The organism is Pseudomonas meliae (genome assembly GCF_001400515.1).
Lineage (GTDB): Bacteria > Pseudomonadota > Gammaproteobacteria > Pseudomonadales > Pseudomonadaceae > Aquipseudomonas > Aquipseudomonas amygdali.
The window spans coordinates 3467-21747 of sequence record NZ_LJQT01000256.1 but is presented as its reverse complement, the minus strand read 5'-3'; the positions used below and the strand labels follow the sequence as shown (position 1 = coordinate 21747).

Annotated in this window: 14 protein-coding genes; 2 read left to right on the top strand and 12 right to left on the bottom strand. The window is 57.7% G+C overall.

Features of this window, described 5'->3' with window-relative positions:
* Positions 1-53 precede the first annotated feature (53 nt).
* Together ALO64_RS11830 and htpG are read right to left on the bottom strand one after the other, a co-directional pair.
* Entirely contained in the window at positions 54-782 is a 729-nt protein-coding gene (locus tag ALO64_RS11830) for a dienelactone hydrolase family protein (protein WP_005745259.1), read from the bottom strand.
* Positions 783-872: 90 nt separating this feature from the next.
* On the bottom strand, positions 873-2780 hold the full coding sequence (gene htpG / locus ALO64_RS11825; protein WP_031594909.1) for a molecular chaperone HtpG: 1908 nt from the start codon (positions 2778-2780) through the stop codon (positions 873-875).
* A 313-nt stretch (positions 2781-3093) separates the two neighbouring features.
* Here htpG and ALO64_RS11820 point away from each other — a divergent pair, with 313 nt between their 5' ends.
* Positions 3094-3354 (top strand): lipoprotein, encoded by a 261-nt coding sequence (locus ALO64_RS11820; protein WP_002552985.1) that lies wholly within the window; start codon positions 3094-3096, stop codon positions 3352-3354.
* Positions 3355-3461: 107 nt separating this feature from the next.
* Here ALO64_RS11820 and brnQ read toward each other — a convergent pair whose 3' ends face one another.
* The 10 genes from brnQ to sdhC all read right to left on the bottom strand — a co-directional run bounded on the left by brnQ (position 3462) and on the right by sdhC (position 16600).
* Positions 3462-4775 (bottom strand): branched-chain amino acid transport system II carrier protein, encoded by a 1314-nt coding sequence (brnQ, locus tag ALO64_RS11815; RefSeq protein ID WP_044343267.1) that lies wholly within the window; start codon positions 4773-4775, stop codon positions 3462-3464.
* Positions 4776-5146: 371 nt separating this feature from the next.
* Positions 5147-6028, bottom strand: a complete 882-nt coding sequence (gene sucD / locus ALO64_RS11810; RefSeq protein ID WP_004664700.1) for a succinate--CoA ligase subunit alpha — start codon at positions 6026-6028, stop codon at positions 5147-5149.
* On the bottom strand, positions 6028-7194 hold the full coding sequence (sucC, locus tag ALO64_RS11805; protein WP_002552981.1) for an ADP-forming succinate--CoA ligase subunit beta: 1167 nt from the start codon (positions 7192-7194) through the stop codon (positions 6028-6030). Before sucC ends, sucD begins: the two co-directional genes overlap by 1 nt.
* Positions 7195-7402: 208 nt before the next feature.
* Positions 7403-8839, bottom strand: a complete 1437-nt coding sequence (lpdA, locus tag ALO64_RS11800; protein WP_004664698.1) for a dihydrolipoyl dehydrogenase — start codon at positions 8837-8839, stop codon at positions 7403-7405.
* Positions 8840-9002: 163 nt separating this feature from the next.
* The gene (odhB, locus tag ALO64_RS11795) at positions 9003-10238 is read right to left on the bottom strand and encodes a 2-oxoglutarate dehydrogenase complex dihydrolipoyllysine-residue succinyltransferase (RefSeq protein ID WP_002552979.1); all 1236 of its coding nucleotides are present in this window, start codon (positions 10236-10238) and stop codon (positions 9003-9005) included.
* A gap of 41 nt (positions 10239-10279) precedes the next feature.
* Complete coding sequence (locus ALO64_RS11790; protein ID WP_044343268.1) at positions 10280-13111, bottom strand: 2-oxoglutarate dehydrogenase E1 component; 2832 nt, start codon at positions 13109-13111, stop codon at positions 10280-10282.
* Positions 13112-13370: 259 nt separating this feature from the next.
* Positions 13371-14075 (bottom strand): succinate dehydrogenase iron-sulfur subunit, encoded by a 705-nt coding sequence (locus ALO64_RS11785; protein ID WP_005732398.1) that lies wholly within the window; start codon positions 14073-14075, stop codon positions 13371-13373.
* Between the two features lie 12 nt (positions 14076-14087).
* Positions 14088-15860, bottom strand: coding sequence for a succinate dehydrogenase flavoprotein subunit (gene sdhA, locus ALO64_RS11780; RefSeq protein WP_044343269.1), 1773 nt, complete (start codon positions 15858-15860; stop codon positions 14088-14090).
* A gap of 3 nt (positions 15861-15863) precedes the next feature.
* On the bottom strand, positions 15864-16232 hold the full coding sequence (gene sdhD, locus ALO64_RS11775) for a succinate dehydrogenase, hydrophobic membrane anchor protein (RefSeq protein ID WP_044343270.1): 369 nt from the start codon (positions 16230-16232) through the stop codon (positions 15864-15866).
* A complete protein-coding gene (sdhC, locus tag ALO64_RS11770; protein ID WP_002552975.1) occupies positions 16226-16600 on the bottom strand; it encodes a succinate dehydrogenase, cytochrome b556 subunit in 375 nt (124 codons plus the stop codon). Before sdhC ends, sdhD begins: the two co-directional genes overlap by 7 nt.
* Before the next feature lie 362 nt (positions 16601-16962).
* Between sdhC and gltA the strand changes: the two genes are divergently transcribed.
* Positions 16963-18252 carry a citrate synthase gene (gene gltA / locus ALO64_RS11765; protein WP_044343271.1) on the top strand — a complete coding sequence of 430 codons (1290 nt, stop codon included), beginning with the start codon at positions 16963-16965 and terminating at the stop codon, positions 18250-18252.
* The last annotated feature ends 29 nt before the right edge of the window (positions 18253-18281 follow it).

The window sequence follows — 18281 nt, the reverse complement described above, 5'->3', positions numbered from 1 at the left end:
GCATGGGCACGATAGTGTTCCCCTGCACGCCCTAGGGGACGATAGGTGTTCCTTCAGCCGAACACTTCGCTCAACAAATCATGCATCGACTTGAACGCACGGCTCGAAACTTTGGCGTCGTACATCATCATGCCGGGAACATTGGCGTGCGGGTCGGTGAAGGAATGGAATGCCCCACCGTAACTGTGCAGCTGCCAATCCACACCAGCGGCGTTCATTTCCTCTTCAAAAGCAGGCAATTGCTCTTTTGGCACCAGCGGGTCCGATGCGCCGTGGAGAACCAGTACCGAGCCCTTGATGTTCTTCGCATCAGCCGGGTTGGGCGTGTCCAGGGTACCGTGGAACGAAATGGCAGCCTTCAGCTCGGCCCCGGTACGTGCGAGCTCCAGCGAGCAGCAGCCACCGAAGCAGAAACCGAATGTTGCGATCTTGCTTGAGTCCAGAGACACATCCGCCTGGCTCAACAACTGGTCGAGGCCTGCCTGCATACGCTTGCGCAGAAGACCGCGATCATTCTTGAGCGGCGTCATGGCAGCGCCCGCCTCGTCATTGTTACTCGGGCGAATCTGCTGACCGTAAAGATCAGCCAGCAGCACTACATAACCCTTCGCAGCGACCGCTTTGGCGATGTCTTCAGCACCCTGGCTGACACCCATCCAGTTAGGCGCCATCAGCAGCCCTGGCTGTGCAGCGCTAGCTTTCGGGTCGTAGGCAAGACGGCTTTCATAAGTCTGGCCATCGATCTGATAGACCACAGAACGAATTTCGATGTTGCTGCTCATTACTGACTCCTGATCGTTAGGGAGATGAAAAACGTGTCGCGGGAACTGAAACAAAAAACCCGCCGAGGCGGGTTTCTTGTCAACCGGCTATCAAACCGACAGTTCTACCAACAGCTTGTTCAGACGACGCACATACGCGGCTGGATCCTTGAGGCTGTCACCGGCGGCCAGCGCCGCCTGATCGAACAGGATGTGCGACAGATCGCCGAAGCGCTCTTCGCTCTGCTCGGCATCGAGCTTGCCGATCAGCGGGTGGGCCGGGTTGAATTCGAAGATTGGCTTGGAGTCCGGAACCTTCTGCCCGCTGGCTTCCAGAATCTGACGCATCTGCAGCCCCATGTCCTGCTCGCCAATGGCCAGAATCGCAGGTGAATCGGTCAGACGATGGGAAACACGCACTTCGCTTACAGACTCACCCAGCGCAGCTTTCAGACGCTCGATCAGGCCCTCTTTGTCCTTGGCGATCTCTTCCTGAGCCTTCTTGTCCTCTTCGGAGTCAAGATTGCCCAGATCCAAGTCACCACGAGCCACATCCACAAAGCCCTTGCCGTCGAAATCGCTCAGGTAGCTCATCAGCCACTCGTCGATACGGTCGGTCAGCAGCAGCACTTCGATGCCTTTCTTGCGGAAGACTTCAAGGTGCGGGCTGTTCTTGACCTGTGCGTAGGATTCGCCAGTGAGGTAGTAAATCTTGTCCTGACCTTCCTTGGCCCGCGCGAGGTACTCGGCCAGAGAAACGCTCTGTTCACCGCTGTCGTCGGACGTCGATGCGAAACGCAGCAGACCGGCGATTTTTTCCTTATTGGCGAAGTCTTCTGCCGGACCTTCCTTGAGGACCTGGCCGAAGTTTTTCCAGAAACCCTTGTACTGCTCGGGTTCGTTTTTCGCCAGCTTCTCCAGCATGTCCAGCACGCGCTTGGTCAACGCCGACTTCATCGAGTCGATGATCGGGTCCTTCTGCAGGATTTCGCGGGAAACGTTCAGCGAAAGGTCATTGGAGTCGACCACGCCCTTGACGAAGCGCATGTACAGCGGCAGGAACGACTCGGCCTGATCCATGACGAAGACGCGCTGCACATAGAGCTTCAGGCCGCGCGGTGCTTCGCGCTGATACAAATCAAACGGAGCACGCGCAGGCACGTACAGCAGCGAAGTGTATTCCAGCTTGCCTTCAACCTTGTTATGGCTCCAGCTCAGCGGGTTCTCGTAGTCGTGCGCGACATGCTTGTAGAACTCCTGATACTCCTCATCCTTCACCTCGGTGCGCGGACGGGTCCAGAGGGCGCTGGCGCGGTTGACGGTTTCCCACTCCGGCGCCGGTGCCTCCTCGCCTTCGGCTGCCGGAGCCTGCTCTTTGGGCAGCTCGATCGGCAAGGCGATATGGTCGGAGTATTTTTTGATGATGTTACGCAGACGGTAGCCGTCAGCGAATTCCTCTTCACCGTTTTTCAGGTGCAGAACAATACGGGTGCCACGATCAGCCTTGTCGACGGTGGCAACTTCGAACTCGCCTTCGCCCTTGGAGGACCAGTGCACGCCTTCATTCGCTGGCGTGCCGGCACGACGGCTGAACACTTCGACCTGATCGGCAACGATGAATGCCGAATAGAAACCCACGCCGAACTGACCGATCAGGTGCGAGTCCTTCTTCTGGTCGCCCGACAGGTTTTTCATGAAATCAGCGGTGCCGGACTTGGCGATCGTGCCCAGGTGGGTGATCACGTCTTCACGGCTCATACCGATGCCGTTGTCTTCAAGCGTAACGGTCTTCGCGTCCTTGTCGAAGCTCACACGAATTTTCAGCTCGGCGCCGCCTTCCAGCAACTCCGGCTTGGACAACGCTTCAAAACGCAATTTGTCGACCGCGTCAGACGCGTTCGAGATCAATTCGCGAAGGAAAATTTCCTTGTTGGAATACAGCGAATGGATCATGAGGTGCAGCAGTTGCTTTACCTCGGTCTGGAAGCCCAGGGTTTCCTTTTGAGTTTCCACACTCATAATCATCAAACTCCGATCTGGATGGTATAAGCCGTCACGATCAGGCATAAGCCCGTGTGACAGCGGGTAGTCATCAAGGTGGGGGCTGGGTCGGGGATTTCAAGAGCCAATGATGCGCGGAGCGTGTTTCATGCGCCGGATACCGCACGCATTGCGTTGGTGGGTGCTCGCCAGAACTGTCCGCAATCGGCACGGCGCTATCGGCCTGTAACGACCGCGAAACAACGGCCTCCGATATTGTCATCACGGGTGGAACTTAACTCATGACGGCAGGCTCTTAGCCTCGTGAACACTCAATAAGGAGAAACACCCCATGCGTAAATCTTTAGCCTATGCCTTGATGCTTTCTGCCACCCTGGGCCTTGCCGCCTGTGACAAAAAGTCCGAAAACACTCAGCAAGATGCCAACAAGGCAGCTCAGCAGTCCCAGGAGTCGATGGAAAAGGCTCAGGAAAAAGTGAATGACGCGGCCAAGGAAAGCCAGGAAGCCGCTCAGAAGAACGCTGAAGCCGCTCAGCAGCGTACCAATGAGAACGCCAACAAAGCGCCAGAAGCAGCGCCAGCCACCAAGTAAGGCTGAAACGCTTACAGAACTAAAAAAGCCCGCTTAAAGCGGGCTTTTTCATTTAACTCGTTTCACTTGGCACGTAACGTCAGTTCGACATTCATCGTGTACCGACTTCAAGCCAGCGCCTCGCTGCGCTTGCCCATGAGCCTGTCAACGGCTACAGCGCCCGCCAGCGTGATTACCGAGGGCACCAGCCATGCCAGGCCTTGATCACTCAGCGGCAGACTGGTCAGCACACCCGGCAGATAGTCAGTAAAACCGGCACCCTTCAGCGCGTCGATCAGGCCAAAGATGAGCGATACCAGCATTACCGGTGCAACAACCCGTCCCTGGCTCTGCCAAAAGCCTTTGCAGAAGCTCAGCGCCACCAGCACGATACACGGTGGATAGATAGCGGTGAGTACCGGAATCGAAAACTGGATCAGCTTGGTCAGCCCCAGATTGGATACCAGCAGCGAGAACACCGCCAGGATGATCACTAGCGTCCGGTAGGACAGCGGCAGCACCTTGGCAAAGTATTCAGCACAGGCACAGGTCAGGCCTACCGCAGTCACCAGACACGCCAATGAAATCAGCACGGCGAGAAAACCGCTGCCCAATGAACCAAAGGTGTACTGCACGTAGGCATGCAGAACCGCCGCGCCGTTGCTTGCGCCTGCCGCGACCGCATGGTTGCCGGAACCCAGGCGAAACAGGCTGACATACACCAGCGCCAGCCCGACACCGGCAATGAGCCCGGCAATGATCGCGTAGCGCGTGATCAGACGTGGTGACTCGACACCACGAGAGCGAATGGCATTGACGATGACAATCCCAAAGACCAGCGCCCCGAGGGTGTCCATAGTCAGATAACCATTGATGAAACCCTGGGAAAACGGTGCAGCGGCATAGGCGGGCTCAGCCTCGCCTATTCCGCCTGCGGGTAATGCGAATGCCGCGATCCCCAATACTGCCAGGGCGATAATCTTGAGCGGTGCCAAAAAGCGCCCGACCGTGTCGAGCAAGCGCCCCGGATACAATGAAACCCAGAACACCACCAGAAAATACGCCAGGCTGTAGAGGAACAACGCGACTGGAGTGTCACCGGTCAGAGGTGCCAGGCCGACTTCAAACGAGACGGTCGCGGTACGCGGGGTCGCGAACAGCGGGCCGACCGCCAGATAGCAGACGGCTGCGAGCGCCCCGCCGGCAATCTTGCCGATCGGGCTGCTCAGGGCATCCATTGCCCCCCCTACTCTGGCCAGAGCAATCACCGTAACGACCGGCAGCCCGACCGCCGTGACCAGAAAGCCCAGCGCCGCCATCCAGACATGTGGTCCGGCCTGCAGGCCCACGATGGGCGGAAAGATAATGTTGCCAGCCCCGACAAACAGGGCAAATGTCATAAAACCGAGTGCCAGGATGTCCTGGCCTTTCAACACTTTCATTACGAGGGACCACACGGAATCGAAATAAGGGATGGGACGTCACCCATGAATGGGGCAGACGCAGCCCGTCGGCGTAAGACGTGGCAGTACCTTGCGAAACGCCCCTCGTGAGGGCAACGCAAAAACGGCGGACAGGGTAGCCAACTTCGACCGAAAATGCACTGTCTCAGGGCGCGCCAGCCGACGACGCACCGTTTGTTGGCGGATGTAAAGCCCCAGACAGTTGGAAATGCCGGCAATGAGAGGTCCAGGTGAACCAGACGGGGTAAGGCGAACCTTTTCAGACGCCCAAACAAAAGCCACCCGAAGGTGGCTTTTGTCGATTGCTCGAATCAGGCAAGCGAGCTTACCTGATCAGCAAACAGTGAAGCTTACTTGGTTGGCCAGCCAGTCAGCTCGGCCAGGGCCTTGCCGATGTCTGCCAGGGAGCGCACGGTTTTTACACCAGCGTCCTGCAGTGCAGCGAATTTCTCGTCTGCAGTACCTTTACCACCCGAGATGATTGCACCGGCATGGCCCATGCGCTTGCCCGGAGGAGCAGTAACACCAGCGATGTAGGAAACAACAGGCTTGGTCACGTGTGCCTTGATGTAGGCAGCCGCTTCTTCTTCAGCCGAACCGCCGATCTCGCCGATCATGACGATCGCTTCGGTCTTCGGGTCTTCCTGGAACAGCTTCAGGATGTCGATGAAGTTCGAACCAGGGATCGGGTCACCACCGATACCTACACAGGTGGACTGACCGAAACCGGCGTCAGTGGTCTGCTTCACAGCTTCGTAGGTCAGGGTGCCGGAACGCGACACGATGCCTACCTTGCCTGGCAAGTGAATATGACCTGGCATGATGCCGATCTTGCACTCGCCCGGAGTGATGACGCCTGGGCAGTTAGGACCGATCAGGATCACACCCAGCTCGTCGCACTTGACCTTGGCTTCCAGCATGTCGATGGTCGGGATGCCTTCGGTGATGCAGACGATCAGCTTGATGCCGCCGAACGCTGCTTCAAGGATGGAATCCTTGCAGAAAGGAGCCGGAACATAGATGACGCTGGCAGTAGCGCCAGTGGTGTCTACGGCTTCTTTCACAGTGTTGAACACTGGCAGGTTCAGGTGCGTGGTGCCGCCCTTGCCTGGAGTCACGCCGCCAACCATTTTGGTGCCGTAGGCAATGGCTTGCTCGGAGTGGAAGGTACCTTGCGAACCAGTGAAACCCTGGCAGATAACCTTGGTGTCTTTATTGATCAGGACGCTCATTACTTGCCCTCCGCGGCTTTGACAACTTGTTGAGCAGCGTCGGTCAGGCTGGTCGCAGCGATGATGTTCAAACCGCTTTCTGCCAGTACTTTAGCGCCCAGTTCAGCGTTGTTACCTTCAAGGCGAACAACAACCGGGATTTTCACGCCGACTTCTTTCACTGCACCGATGATGCCTTCGGCAATCATGTCGCAACGAACGATGCCGCCGAAGATGTTGACCAGTACTGCGGCGACGTTGGTGTCGGACAGGATGATCTTGAACGCTTCGGTAACGCGTTCCTTGGTGGCACCACCGCCAACGTCAAGGAAGTTTGCAGGCTTGCCGCCATGCAGGTTGACGATGTCCATGGTACCCATGGCCAGGCCAGCACCGTTGACCATGCAGCCGATGTTGCCTTCCAGCGCTACGTAGTTCAGTTCGAACTTGGCGGCGTGAGCTTCGCGAGGGTCGTCCTGCGAAGGATCGTGGAAGCCCTTCAGCTTGGGCTGACGGTACATGGCGTTGGCGTCGATGTTGATCTTCGCGTCCAGGCAGTGCAGATCGCCGTCAGCCTTGATCACCAGCGGGTTCACTTCCAGCAGGGCCAGGTCATGGTCCTGGAACAGCTTGGCCAGACCGGTGAAGATCTTGGCGAACTGAGTTACCTGCTTGCCTTCCAGACCCAGCTGGAATGCCAGATCGCGGCCCTGGAACGGCTGAGCGCCGACCAGTGGGTCGATCGTGGCCTTGAGAATCTTTTCAGGGGTGTCGTGAGCGATCTTCTCGATGTCCACGCCACCTTCGGTGGAAGCCATGAACACGATACGACGGCTGGAACGATCGACCACAGCGCCCAGATACAGCTCTTTGGCGATGTCGGTGCACGATTCGACCAGGATCTTGGTCACTGGCTGACCGTTGGCGTCAGTCTGGTAAGTCACCAGGCGCTTGCCCAACCACTGTTGAGCGAACGCTGCAGCGTCTTCCTTGCTGCGAACCAGCTTTACGCCGCCCGCTTTACCGCGACCACCTGCGTGAACCTGGGCTTTGACGACCCACTCGGTTCCGCCGATCTTGTCGCAGGCTTCTGCTGCTGCTTCCGGGGTGTCTACCGCGTAACCCTTGGATACTGGCAGGCCGTACTCAGCGAACAGCTGCTTACCCTGATACTCGTGAAGATTCATGCTTATTACCGTCTTCGTTTAGGTACTGCGCATTCGGTGCTGCACGTCAGCGTGCCGCACCACCTGTGACCGCTACTCCGGGTGGACTCCGCAAGTGCCGTGGGACACTCGTGAAGCCGCCTGAGAGGTCGAGTCCGGCGCAGATTCCGCGGTAAGCCCTGCTTGCAAGGCCAACGACGGGCACTGCGCCGTGGTTTCTCTTGTTGTCTCAGCGTTTCTTGCGATTCTGGATATGGATGGCGCCGCCATTCACAGCCAGTGCAGCTTCATGCAGCGCTTCGGACAGGGTCGGGTGCGAGAAGACCATCATGCCGATGTCTTCTGCGCTGCTACCGAATTCCATCGCGATTGCGCCCTGCTGTACCAGCTCGGCAGCGCTTGGACCAATAACGTGAACACCCAGTACGCGGTCAGTCTTGGCGTCGGCAATGATCTTGACGAAGCCGCCGGTGTCGTTGGCTGCCATGGCACGGCCGCTGGCCGCGAACGGGAACGTACCGACATTGACTTCAACGCCTTCGGCCTTGAGCGTCTGCTCGGTCTTGCCGACCCAGGCGATTTCCGGGTGGGTGTAGATAACCGACGGGATCAGGTTGTAGTTCATCTGAGCCTTGTGGCCCTTGATGCGCTCGACAACCATGATGCCTTCTTCCGACGCCTTGTGTGCCAGCATCAGGCCACGCACCACGTCACCGATGGCGTATACGCCAGGAACGCTGGTGGTGCAGTAGTCGTCAACGTAGATGAAACCGCGCTCGTCCAGATCAACGCCGCTGTCCGATGCCAGCAGGTCAGTGGTCACTGGACGACGGCCAACGGCAACGATCAGACGATCAAAGGTAATCGACTGCTCGCCAGCGGCGTCGGTGTAGCTGACCACCACTTCTTCGCCTTCGACCTTGGAACCGGTCACGCGAGCGCCCAGCTTGATGTCCAGACCTTGCTTGGTGAAGGTTTTCAGCGCTTCCTTGGAAACTGCTTCGTCGGCCGCCGGAATGAACTTGTCCAGTGCTTCCAGAACAGTGACCTGAGCGCCAAGGCGAGCCCATACAGAGCCCAGCTCCAGGCCGATCACGCCAGCGCCGATGACGCCCAGACGCTGTGGAACCTGTTGGAATTCCAGAGCGCCGGTCGAATCGACGATGACTTTCTGGTCAACCGGAGCTGGCGGGATGTCGATAGGACGCGAGCCCGAAGCCAGAATCACATGGTCAGCTTCGATGATTTCAACGGTGCCGTCGGCAGCCGTCAGCTCGACCTTCTTTCCAGCCAGCAGTTTGCCGTGGCCTTGCAGAGTGGTCACGCCATTGGCTTTGAACAGGCTGGCAACGCCGCCGGTCAGGCCTTTGACGATAGTCGACTTGCGACCGATCATGGCCGGCACATCGATGTTCACTTCAGATGTCGAGATGCCGTGCACGCTGAAGCCGTTCTTGGCTTCATAGAACTTCCAGGAGCTGTCGAGCAGCGCCTTGGAAGGAATGCAACCAACGTTGAGGCAGGTACCACCGAGGGCCAGTTTGCCCTCCTTGTCCTGGTACTTCTCGATGCAGGCAGTCTTGAGACCAAGTTGCGCAGCCTTGATGGCGGCAACATAACCGCCAGGGCCTGCGCCAATCACTACCACGTCGAATTTCTGGGACATAACAAAGAGTTCCTCTTTAGCTGCGAGCTTTTAGCTGCAAGCTGCAAGTCGATCCGCGATCAGGCAAAAACGACTTGCGACCTATTAATCAGGTGAAACACACCAGCCCCGGCTGCACGCTTTATCGCTTCTGACTTGAAGCTTGCAACCACGGGCTGCCTCATCAGATATCCAGCAACAGACGAGCCGGATCTTCCAGCAGGTTCTTGATGGTCACGAGGAAGGTTACCGCTTCCTTGCCGTCAATCAAACGGTGATCGTACGACAGTGCCAGATACATCATCGGACGAATCACTACCTGACCGTTGACTGCCATCGGGCGTTGAAGAATGTTGTGCATGCCCAGAATTGCAGCCTGTGGCGGGTTGACGATCGGCGTCGACATCATCGAACCGAAAGTACCACCATTAGTGATCGTGAAGGTGCCACCGGTCATCTCGTCGATGGACAGTTTGCCATCACGGGCCTTCTTGCCGAAGGTGGCGATGCCGCCTTCAATTTCAGCCAGGCTCATGTGCTCGGCGTTACGCAGAACCGGTACAACCAGACCACGGTCGCTGGACACTGCAACACCGACGTCAGCGTAGCCGTGGTAGACGATGTCGGAGCCGTCGATCGACGCGTTGACAGCCGGGAAGCGTTTCAGCGCCTCGGTAGCAGCCTTGACGAAGAACGACATGAAGCCCAGACGCACGCCGTTGTGCGACTTCTCGAACAGGTCCTTGTACTTCGAACGCAGTGCCATGACTTCGGTCATGTCGACTTCGTTGAACGTGGTCAGCATGGCCATGTTCGACTGGGCTTCGACCAAACGCTTGGCAACGGTTGCACGTACACGAGTCATCGGCACGCGCTTCTCGGTGCGGTCGCCAGCAGCGACAACCGGAGCGGCAGCGGCAGCAGGTTTGGCAGCAGGAGCGGCGGCTGGAGCGGATTTCTTCGCCTCAACGGCAGCGACCACGTCTTCCTTGGTGATACGGCCGTCTTTACCAGTGCCTTTGACGCTGGCCAGGTTGATACCGTTTTCTTCAGCGAGTTGACGCGCAGCAGGCGCGGCAATCGGGTCTTCTTCGCCAGCGGCAGCCGGTGCAGCGGCGGGTGCCGAGGCAGGCGCAGCAGAGGCAGGGGCAGCAGCAGGTGCTGGAGCAGCAGATGCCGTGGCACCATCATTCAAAGTGCCAAGCACTTCGTTGGAGAGGACGATAGCGCCCTCTTCCTTGGTGATCGAGCCCATCACGCCGTCAGCTTCGGCCAATACTTCCAGAACAACCTTGTCAGTCTCGATATCGACCAGCATCTCGTCCCGTTTTACCGCATCACCCTCTTTTTTGTACCACTTGGAAATGGTGCCATCGGCAACGGATTCCGGGAAAGAGGGGGCTTTGATCTCGATAGCCATTATCTGTAATTCCTTAATTCGGTTTCTAATGCTCGAAGGCGTTAAACAGTGAAGGCATCTTGCAACAGTTTTTCCTGCTGCTCGGCGTGCATCGAAGCGTAACCACAAGCTGGAGCGGCAGAGGCGTCACGACCGGCGTACTCAAGAACGAGTTCACGTTTGTGGTTGCCCATGCTGCGGCGCAGGTGGTGCTGACTGCTGTACCAGGCACCCTGGTTCATCGGCTCTTCCTGACACCAGACCACATGCTGCAGGTTGGTGTACGGCGCGATGGTTTCCATCAGGTCGTCTTCAGGGAACGGGTACAGCTGCTCGATACGAACGATGGCAATGTCTTCACGCCCTTCGGCACGGCGTTTTTCCAGCAGGTCGTAGTAAACCTTGCCGCTGCACAGCACCAGACGCGTGACCTTGGCCGGATCGAGGGCATCGATTTCCGGAATGACGGTCTGGAACGAGCCTTCGGCCAGATCTTCCAGGGTCGAAACAGCCAGTTTGTGACGCAGCAATGACTTGGGAGTCAGCACGATCAGCGGCTTGCGCAGCGGACGGATGACCTGACGACGCAGCAAATGGTAGATCTGCGCCGGAGTCGTTGGCACGCACACCTGAATGTTGTGCTCGGCACACAATTGCAGGTAACGCTCAAGACGTGCCGACGAGTGCTCTGGCCCCTGCCCTTCGTAGCCGTGAGGCAACAGCATGGTCAGACCGCACAGACGGCCCCACTTGTGTTCACCGCTGGTGATGAACTGGTCGACAACCACCTGGGCACCGTTGGCGAAGTCGCCGAACTGCGCTTCCCAGATAACCAGTGCATCCGGCTGGGTGGTCGAGTAACCGTATTCGAATGCCAGCACGGCCTCCTCCGAAAGGAACGAGTCGTACAGGTCGAAACGCGGCTGACCGGAGTACAGATTCTGCAGCGGGATATAGGTCCCTGCGTCTTTCTGGTTGTGCAGTACGGCGTGGCGGTGCGAGAACGTACCGCGACCGATGTCCTGCCCTGTCATACGGATCGGGTGACCTTCAAACGCCAGCGTGGCGTATGCCATGGTTTCGGCGTAACCCCAGTTGATCGGCAAGCCACCGGCCTGCATCTTCTGACGGTCTTCGTAGATCTTCTGAACCTGACGCTGCACGACGAAGCCTTCAGGCAGTTCCATCAGCTTGGCGGACAGTTCCTGCAGGGTCTTGAGGTCGAAGCGAGTGTCGTGACGCGCAGTCCAGGCGTGGCCCAGATAAGGACGCCAGTCGACGAACAATTCCTTGTTCGGCTCCTTGACCAGGCTTTTCACTACGTGCAGACCATTGTCCAGCGCGCTGCGGTAATCATCGACCTTGGCCTGAACACGGGCTTCATCGAGAATGCCGGTCTTGATCAGATGCTCGGCATACAGCTCACGGGTGGTGCGCTGCTTGGTGATCTGCTGATACATCAGAGGCTGAGTGCCACTCGGCTCGTCAGCTTCGTTGTGACCACGACGACGGTAGCAGACCAGATCGATCACGATATCGCGCTTGAACTGCATGCGGTAATCGATCGCCAGCTGGGTCACGAACATCACGGCTTCCGGATCATCACCATTTACATGGAGGATCGGCGCCTGGATCATCTTGGCAACGTCGGTGGCGTACTCGGTCGAACGCGAGTCCAGCGGGTTGCTGATGGTGAAGCCCACCTGGTTGTTGATGACGATGTGGATCGTGCCGCCCGTCTTGAAGCCGCGGGTCTGCGACATCTGGAAGGTTTCCATGACCACGCCCTGACCGGCAAAGGCCGCGTCGCCGTGGAGGGAAATCGGCAGAACCTTGTCACCGTTAGGATCGTTGCGACGATCCTGACGCGCACGCACCGACCCCTCGACCACCGGAGAAACGATCTCCAGGTGAGACGGGTTGAATGCCATGGCAAGGTGAACCTCACCGCCTGCGGTCATGACGTTGGAAGAGAAACCCTGGTGATATTTGACGTCACCGGAACCCAGTTCCACTTTTTTCTTGCCTTCGAACTCGTCGAACAGTTCGCGCGGGTTCTTGCCAAAGGTGTTGACCAGTACGTTGAGGCGGCCGCGGTGGGCCATACCGATCACGACTTCCTTGGTGCCATAGGACCCGGAACGCTGAATCAGCTCGTCGAGCATCGGGATCAGGCTTTCGCCACCTTCCAGACCGAAGCGCTTGGTACCCGGATATTTGGTACCCAGATACTTCTCGAGACCTTCGGCTGCGGTGACACGCTCGAGCAGGTGGCTCTGGATATCAGCCGAGAACGCTGGACGGCCGCGAACACTCTCAAGACGCTGCATGAACCAGTTGCGCTGCTCGGAATCCACGATGTGAGTGAACTCGGAGCCGATGGTGCGACAATATGTCTGCTGCAACGCTTCATGAATTTCGCGTAGGCTCGCTTCCTCTTTGCCGATGAACAGGTCGCCGGCACGGAAGGTCGTATCAAGATCGGCATTGGTCAAGCCGTAATGATTGATCGACAGATCCGCAGGCGCAGGGCGCTGCCAAAGGCCCAACGGATCGAGCTGAGCAGCCTGGTGGCCACGCATCCGATACGCCTGGATCAGTCGCAGCACTTCAACCTGCTTCTTCTCGTGCTCGCTGCTCACACTGCCGGCGGACACCGGTTGAGCGCGGCGCTGGTTTTTGGCCAGCAACACGAAATGATCGCGAATAGTCGAGTGCGATACATCAGTGGCAGAGCTGCCGTCTGCTGGCAACTTCTGAAAGTAGGTGCGCCATTCTTCTGGCACAGCGTTAGGGTCGTGCAGGTAAAGCTCATAGAGCTCTTCCACATAGGCAGCGTTACCACCGGATAGGTGGGCACTGTTCCACATGCGCTGCATCACGCTTTCTTGCATGCTTGGTCACCCTCGGTAAGGGGACACCACCGGCGAAGACACCAGAGCAATCCTGAAATAGTCGTGTGCAGCGACTGTATCAAGTCACCAGGGATCACGCAGATAGTCCGGGTACCAGCCCGGATGCCCCTGCTGGTCTCATTTCTTCAAAATAAGAGCGGCAGCTTTGCGAGCTACTGCTCAGGTTAAAACTACGGCGCCGGTTGAAGCCTGCGCCGCAGCCACTTCAGTGCAACGGTGTAACAGATAAAACGATCAATCAGACGCCGCTTTGCAACAACATGTTGCGCACGTGACCGATAGCCTTGGTTGGGTTAAGGCCTTTCGGGCAAACGTTGACGCAGTTCATGATGCCGCGGCAGCGGAACACGCTGAACGGGTCATCAAGCGAAGCCAGACGTTCATTGGTGCGGGTGTCACGGCTGTCAGCCAGGAAACGGTAGGCTTGCAGCAGCGCAGCAGGACCCAGGAACTTGTCGGGGTTCCACCAGAAGGACGGGCAGGAAGTCGAGCAGCAAGCGCACAGAATGCACTCGTACAGACCATCGAGCTTTTCGCGCTCTTCCGGAGTTTGCAGACGTTCGATGGCCGGAGCCGGCGTGTCATTCTGCAGGAACGGCTTCACCTTCTCGTACTGCTTGTAGAAGATGCTCATATCGACGACCAGGTCACGAATGACCGGCAAACCAGGCAGCGGACGTACGATCAGCCTGTTCTTGGCAACAACGGCAGACAGCGGCGTGATGCAGGCCAGACCGTTCTTGCCATTGATGTTCATGCCATCGGAACCGCACACGCCTTCGCGGCACGAACGACGGTAAGAGAAGCCTTGATCCTGTTCTTTGACCAGGGCGAGCACGTCCAGCACCATCAGGTCCTTGCCACCGGTATCGACCTGAAACTCCTGCATGAACGGCGCGGCGTCCTGCTCAGGGTTGTAACGATAAACACTGACTTGCAACATATCGGTCACCCCTTAATAAGTCCGAATCTTAGGTTCAAAAGTCGGAACAGTCTTTGGCGAGAAGTTCACGGCACGCTTGGTCACGCGCTTGTCACCCGGGAAAAACAGGGTGTGGCACAACCAGTTCTCGTCATCGCGATCTTCAAAGTCTTCACGGGCGTGAGCGCCGCGGGACTCTTTACGATGCTCTGCGGCGATCGCCGTGGCTTCGGCAACTTCCAGCAGATTTTGCAGTTCAAGCGCTTCGATACGGGCGGTATTGAATGCCTGGCTCTTGTCATTGATCTTGACGTTGGCGATACGCACGCGCAGGTCAGCCAGCTGAGCAATACCCTTCTGCATGTATTCGCCGGTGCGGAACACACCGAAGTAGTTCTGCATGCAGCTTTGCAGCTCTTTACGCAGCGTGGCGACGTCTTCGCCGGTAGTGCGCTCGTTCAGGCCGGCAACGCGTGCCAGCGCAGCATCGATGTCGGACTCGGAAGCACGGGCGTAGTCGATACCTTCGCTCAGCGCTTTCTCCAGGTGGATACCCGCAGCGCGACCGAACACCACCAGATCGAGCAACGAGTTGCCGCCCAGACGGTTTGCACCGTGAACCGATACGCAAGCCACTTCACCTACCGCGAACAGACCCGGAATGATCTGATCGACACCGGCGGCGTCCTGAGTGATCGCCTGACCATGAATGTTGGTGGCAACGCCGCCCATCATGTAATGGCAGGTAGGAACTACCGGAATCGGCGCTGTTGCAGGGTCGACGTGAGCGAAGGTCTTGGACAACTCCATAATGCCTGGCAAACGGCTGTGCAACACTTCTTCGCCCAGGTGATCGAGCTTGAGCATTACATGGTCGCCATCCGGACCACAGCCGTTACCGGCAATGATTTCCTTGACCATGGAGCGCGCAACTACGTCACGACCTGCAAGGTCCTTGGCGTTCGGAGCATAACGCTCCATGAAACGCTCGCCGTGCTTGTTGATCAGGTAACCGCCTTCACCGCGGCAGCCTTCGGTGACCAGTACACCTGCACCGGCAATGCCGGTCGGGTGAAACTGCCACATTTCGATGTCCTGAACCGGGACACCGGCGCGCAGTGCCATACCGATACCGTCACCGGTATTGATCAGGGCGTTGGTGGTCGAAGAGTAGATACGACCTGCACCGCCGGTTGCCAGCACGGTAGCGTTGGCACGGATGTAGGAAGTTTCGCCGGTTTCAATGCAGATGGCGATGATGCCGACAAAGGCACCGTCCTGATTCTTGACCAGATCCACGCCGTAGTATTCGTTGAGGAATACGGTGCCAGCCTTGAGGTTGGCCTGATACAGGGTGTGCAGCAGTGCGTGACCGGTACGGTCGGCAGCAGCACAGGTACGTGCAGCCTGACCGCCCTTGCCGAAGTCCTTGGACTGACCGCCAAACGGACGCTGGTAGATGCGACCCTGTTCGGTACGGGAGAACGGCAGACCCATGTGCTCGAGTTCGAAAACAGCTTCAGGGCCTACGGAGCACATGTATTCGATAGCGTCCTGGTCACCGATGTAGTCGGAACCCTTGACGGTATCGTACATGTGCCAGCGCCAGTCATCGTTCGGATCGGCAGAGGCGATTGCGCAGGTGATGCCACCCTGAGCAGAAACGGTGTGCGAGCGTGTCGGGAACACCTTGGTGACCACGGCAGTCTTGTGACCGCCCTGAGCGAGCTGCAGGGCAGCGCGCATACCGGCACCGCCACCACCAATGATGATGGCGTCGAAGGAAAGCGAATTTATGTTAGCCATGAATCAGACACCCCAAAGAATCTGCACGCCCCAGACGAAGTAGGAGAACATCAGAACGCCGCATACCGCCTGAAACAGAAAACGTACTGCAGTGGCAGACTTGCCCAGCGCCATCGGCGTCAGGTAGTCGGTCGCGATGGTCCACATGCCGACCCAGGCGTGAGCGCCAAGGGCAACGAGGGCCAGCAGACTGAAGATACGCATTCCGTTGTGTGCGAACAGATCATGCCATTGGGCGTAACTCAGACCCGGATGAAAGACCATGTATCCGATCAGGAATATGAAATAAGCCGCGAGCACGACCGCAGAAACACGCTGAGCCATCCAGTCATAGAGGCCCGAACGCGAAAGGTTGGTGACGTTGGTTACCATATCCATACTCCCGCCAGAAGAATCAGTACCACGGAAACCGCGATAACGATTTTGGAGCCCAGCTTGCCGCCTTCGAGCGTCTCGCCTACCCCGGAGTCCATGATGAGGTGACGGATACCGGCCACCATGTGATACAGCAGGGCAGACAGAAGCCCCCAGATGATCAGCTTGGCCAGCGGGCTGGTCAGACACGCCTTGACTTCACCGAACCCTTCTTCGGACGCCAGCGACTTGTCCATTGCATACAGCATGATTGCAATACCGACAAAGAGGATGACACCGGAGATGCGGTGAAGGATGGACGTGTAAGCGGTGACTGGGAGCTTGATGGTCCTTAGGTCTAGATTTACAGGTCGTTGGCTATTCACGGCTTTTTTTCACACTGAAGAGCCCCTAACAATCAGGGCAAGTTGTTGGGAAGTGCACTGGTCAGGTACCCACCACCCAGGAAGTGACGACCCCCTTGAAACAGGCCAAAAAGCCTTTGGCGGTCGGACGCCGAGTATAGACAGTTAGGTTACTAATGACAACGCGCAGACTTACCGCCAATGGCGCATTGCGTTGCCGGGACAAAAGGCGTAAACGGCAGGAAACGGTCTGAAAAAATCCACGGCGGGCCCTTGCGGAACACGACTTTAGGCAAATTGACTTTAGAATTTATCTCACTATAGTGATGCGGGCCCTGCGTGGGGGGCCTGTCTGATGATTTGAAGCATAAATAGGAGGCCACATGGCTGACAAAAAAGCGCAGTTGATCATCGAGGGCGCAGCCCCCGTCGAGCTGCCAATTCTGACCGGTACAGTGGGTCCGGACGTGATCGACGTACGCGGCCTGACCGCCACCGGCCGCTTCACATTTGACCCTGGCTTCATGTCCACGGCCTCTTGCGATTCGAAGATCACCTACATTGATGGTGACAATGGCATTCTGCTGCACCGCGGCTACCCGATCGAACAACTGGCCGAGCAGTCCGACTACCTCGAAACCTGCTACCTGCTGCTCAACGGCGAACTGCCGACCGCCGATCAGAAAGCCCAGTTCGTGGCCGTGGTCAAGAACCACACGATGGTTCACGAGCAACTCAAGACCTTCTTCAACGGCTTTCGTCGCGACGCCCACCCGATGGCCGTCATGTGCGGCGTAGTCGGTGCCCTGTCAGCGTTCTACCACGACTCGCTGGACATCAATAACCCGCAGCACCGCGAGATTTCCGCTGTACGCCTGGTGGCCAAGATGCCGACCCTGGCAGCGATGGTCTACAAGTACTCCATGGGCCAGCCCATGATGTACCCGCGCAACGACCTCAGCTACGCCGAAAACTTCCTGCACATGATGTTCAACACCCCGTGCGAGATCAAACCGATCAGCCCGGTGCTGGCCAAGGCGATGGACAAGATCTTCATCCTTCACGCCGATCACGAGCAGAACGCCTCGACATCCACCGTCCGCATGGCAGGCTCTTCGGGCGCCAACCCGTTTGCCTGTATCGCTGCCGGCATCGCCGCGCTATGGGGCCCGGCCCACGGCGGCGCCAACGAAGCGGTACTGACCATGCTGGATGAAATCGGTGACGTGTCGAACATCGACAAGTTCATCGCCAAGGCCAAGGACAAGAACGACCCGTTCAAGCTCATGGGCTTCGGCCACCGCGTCTACAAGAACCGTGACCCGCGTGCCACCGTGATGAAGCAGACCTGCGACGAAGTGCTCAAGGAACTGGGTATCACCAACGATCCTCAGCTCGAACTGGCCATGCGCCTCGAAGAGATCGCCCTGACCGACCCGTACTTCATCGAGCGCTCGCTGTACCCGAACGTCGACTTCTACTCAGGCATCATCCTCAAGGCCATCGGCATTCCGACCAGCATGTTCACCGTAATCTTCGCTCTGGCGCGGACCGTCGGCTGGATTTCGCACTGGAAAGAAATGCTCTCCAGCCCTTACAAGATCGGTCGCCCTCGCCAGCTCTACACCGGCAACGTGCAACGCGATATCGTCGCCCTACAAGACCGCAAGTAAGCGTTACACGCAAAAACAAAGGGCTGCCA

Excerpts from the sequence above, each read along its gene's own strand:
- ALO64_RS11830 (WP_005745259.1), bottom strand. The coding sequence starts at position 782 with ATGAGCAGCAACATCGAAATTCGTTCTGTGGTCTATCAGATCGATGGC.
- htpG (WP_031594909.1), bottom strand. The coding sequence starts at position 2,780 with ATGAGTGTGGAAACTCAAAAGGAAACCCTGGGCTTCCAGACCGAGGTA.
- ALO64_RS11820 (WP_002552985.1), top strand. The coding sequence starts at position 3,094 with ATGCGTAAATCTTTAGCCTATGCCTTGATGCTTTCTGCCACCCTGGGC.
- brnQ (WP_044343267.1), bottom strand. The coding sequence starts at position 4,775 with ATGAAAGTGTTGAAAGGCCAGGACATCCTGGCACTCGGTTTTATGACA.
- sucD (WP_004664700.1), bottom strand. The coding sequence starts at position 6,028 with ATGAGCGTCCTGATCAATAAAGACACCAAGGTTATCTGCCAGGGTTTC.
- sucC (WP_002552981.1), bottom strand. The coding sequence starts at position 7,194 with ATGAATCTTCACGAGTATCAGGGTAAGCAGCTGTTCGCTGAGTACGGC.
- lpdA (WP_004664698.1), bottom strand. The coding sequence starts at position 8,839 with ATGTCCCAGAAATTCGACGTGGTAGTGATTGGCGCAGGCCCTGGCGGT.
- odhB (WP_002552979.1), bottom strand. The coding sequence starts at position 10,238 with ATGGCTATCGAGATCAAAGCCCCCTCTTTCCCGGAATCCGTTGCCGAT.
- ALO64_RS11790 (WP_044343268.1), bottom strand. The coding sequence starts at position 13,111 with ATGCAAGAAAGCGTGATGCAGCGCATGTGGAACAGTGCCCACCTATCC.
- ALO64_RS11785 (WP_005732398.1), bottom strand. The coding sequence starts at position 14,075 with ATGTTGCAAGTCAGTGTTTATCGTTACAACCCTGAGCAGGACGCCGCG.
- sdhA (WP_044343269.1), bottom strand. The coding sequence starts at position 15,860 with ATGGCTAACATAAATTCGCTTTCCTTCGACGCCATCATCATTGGTGGT.
- sdhD (WP_044343270.1), bottom strand. The coding sequence starts at position 16,232 with ATGGTAACCAACGTCACCAACCTTTCGCGTTCGGGCCTCTATGACTGG.
- gltA (WP_044343271.1), top strand. The coding sequence starts at position 16,963 with ATGGCTGACAAAAAAGCGCAGTTGATCATCGAGGGCGCAGCCCCCGTC.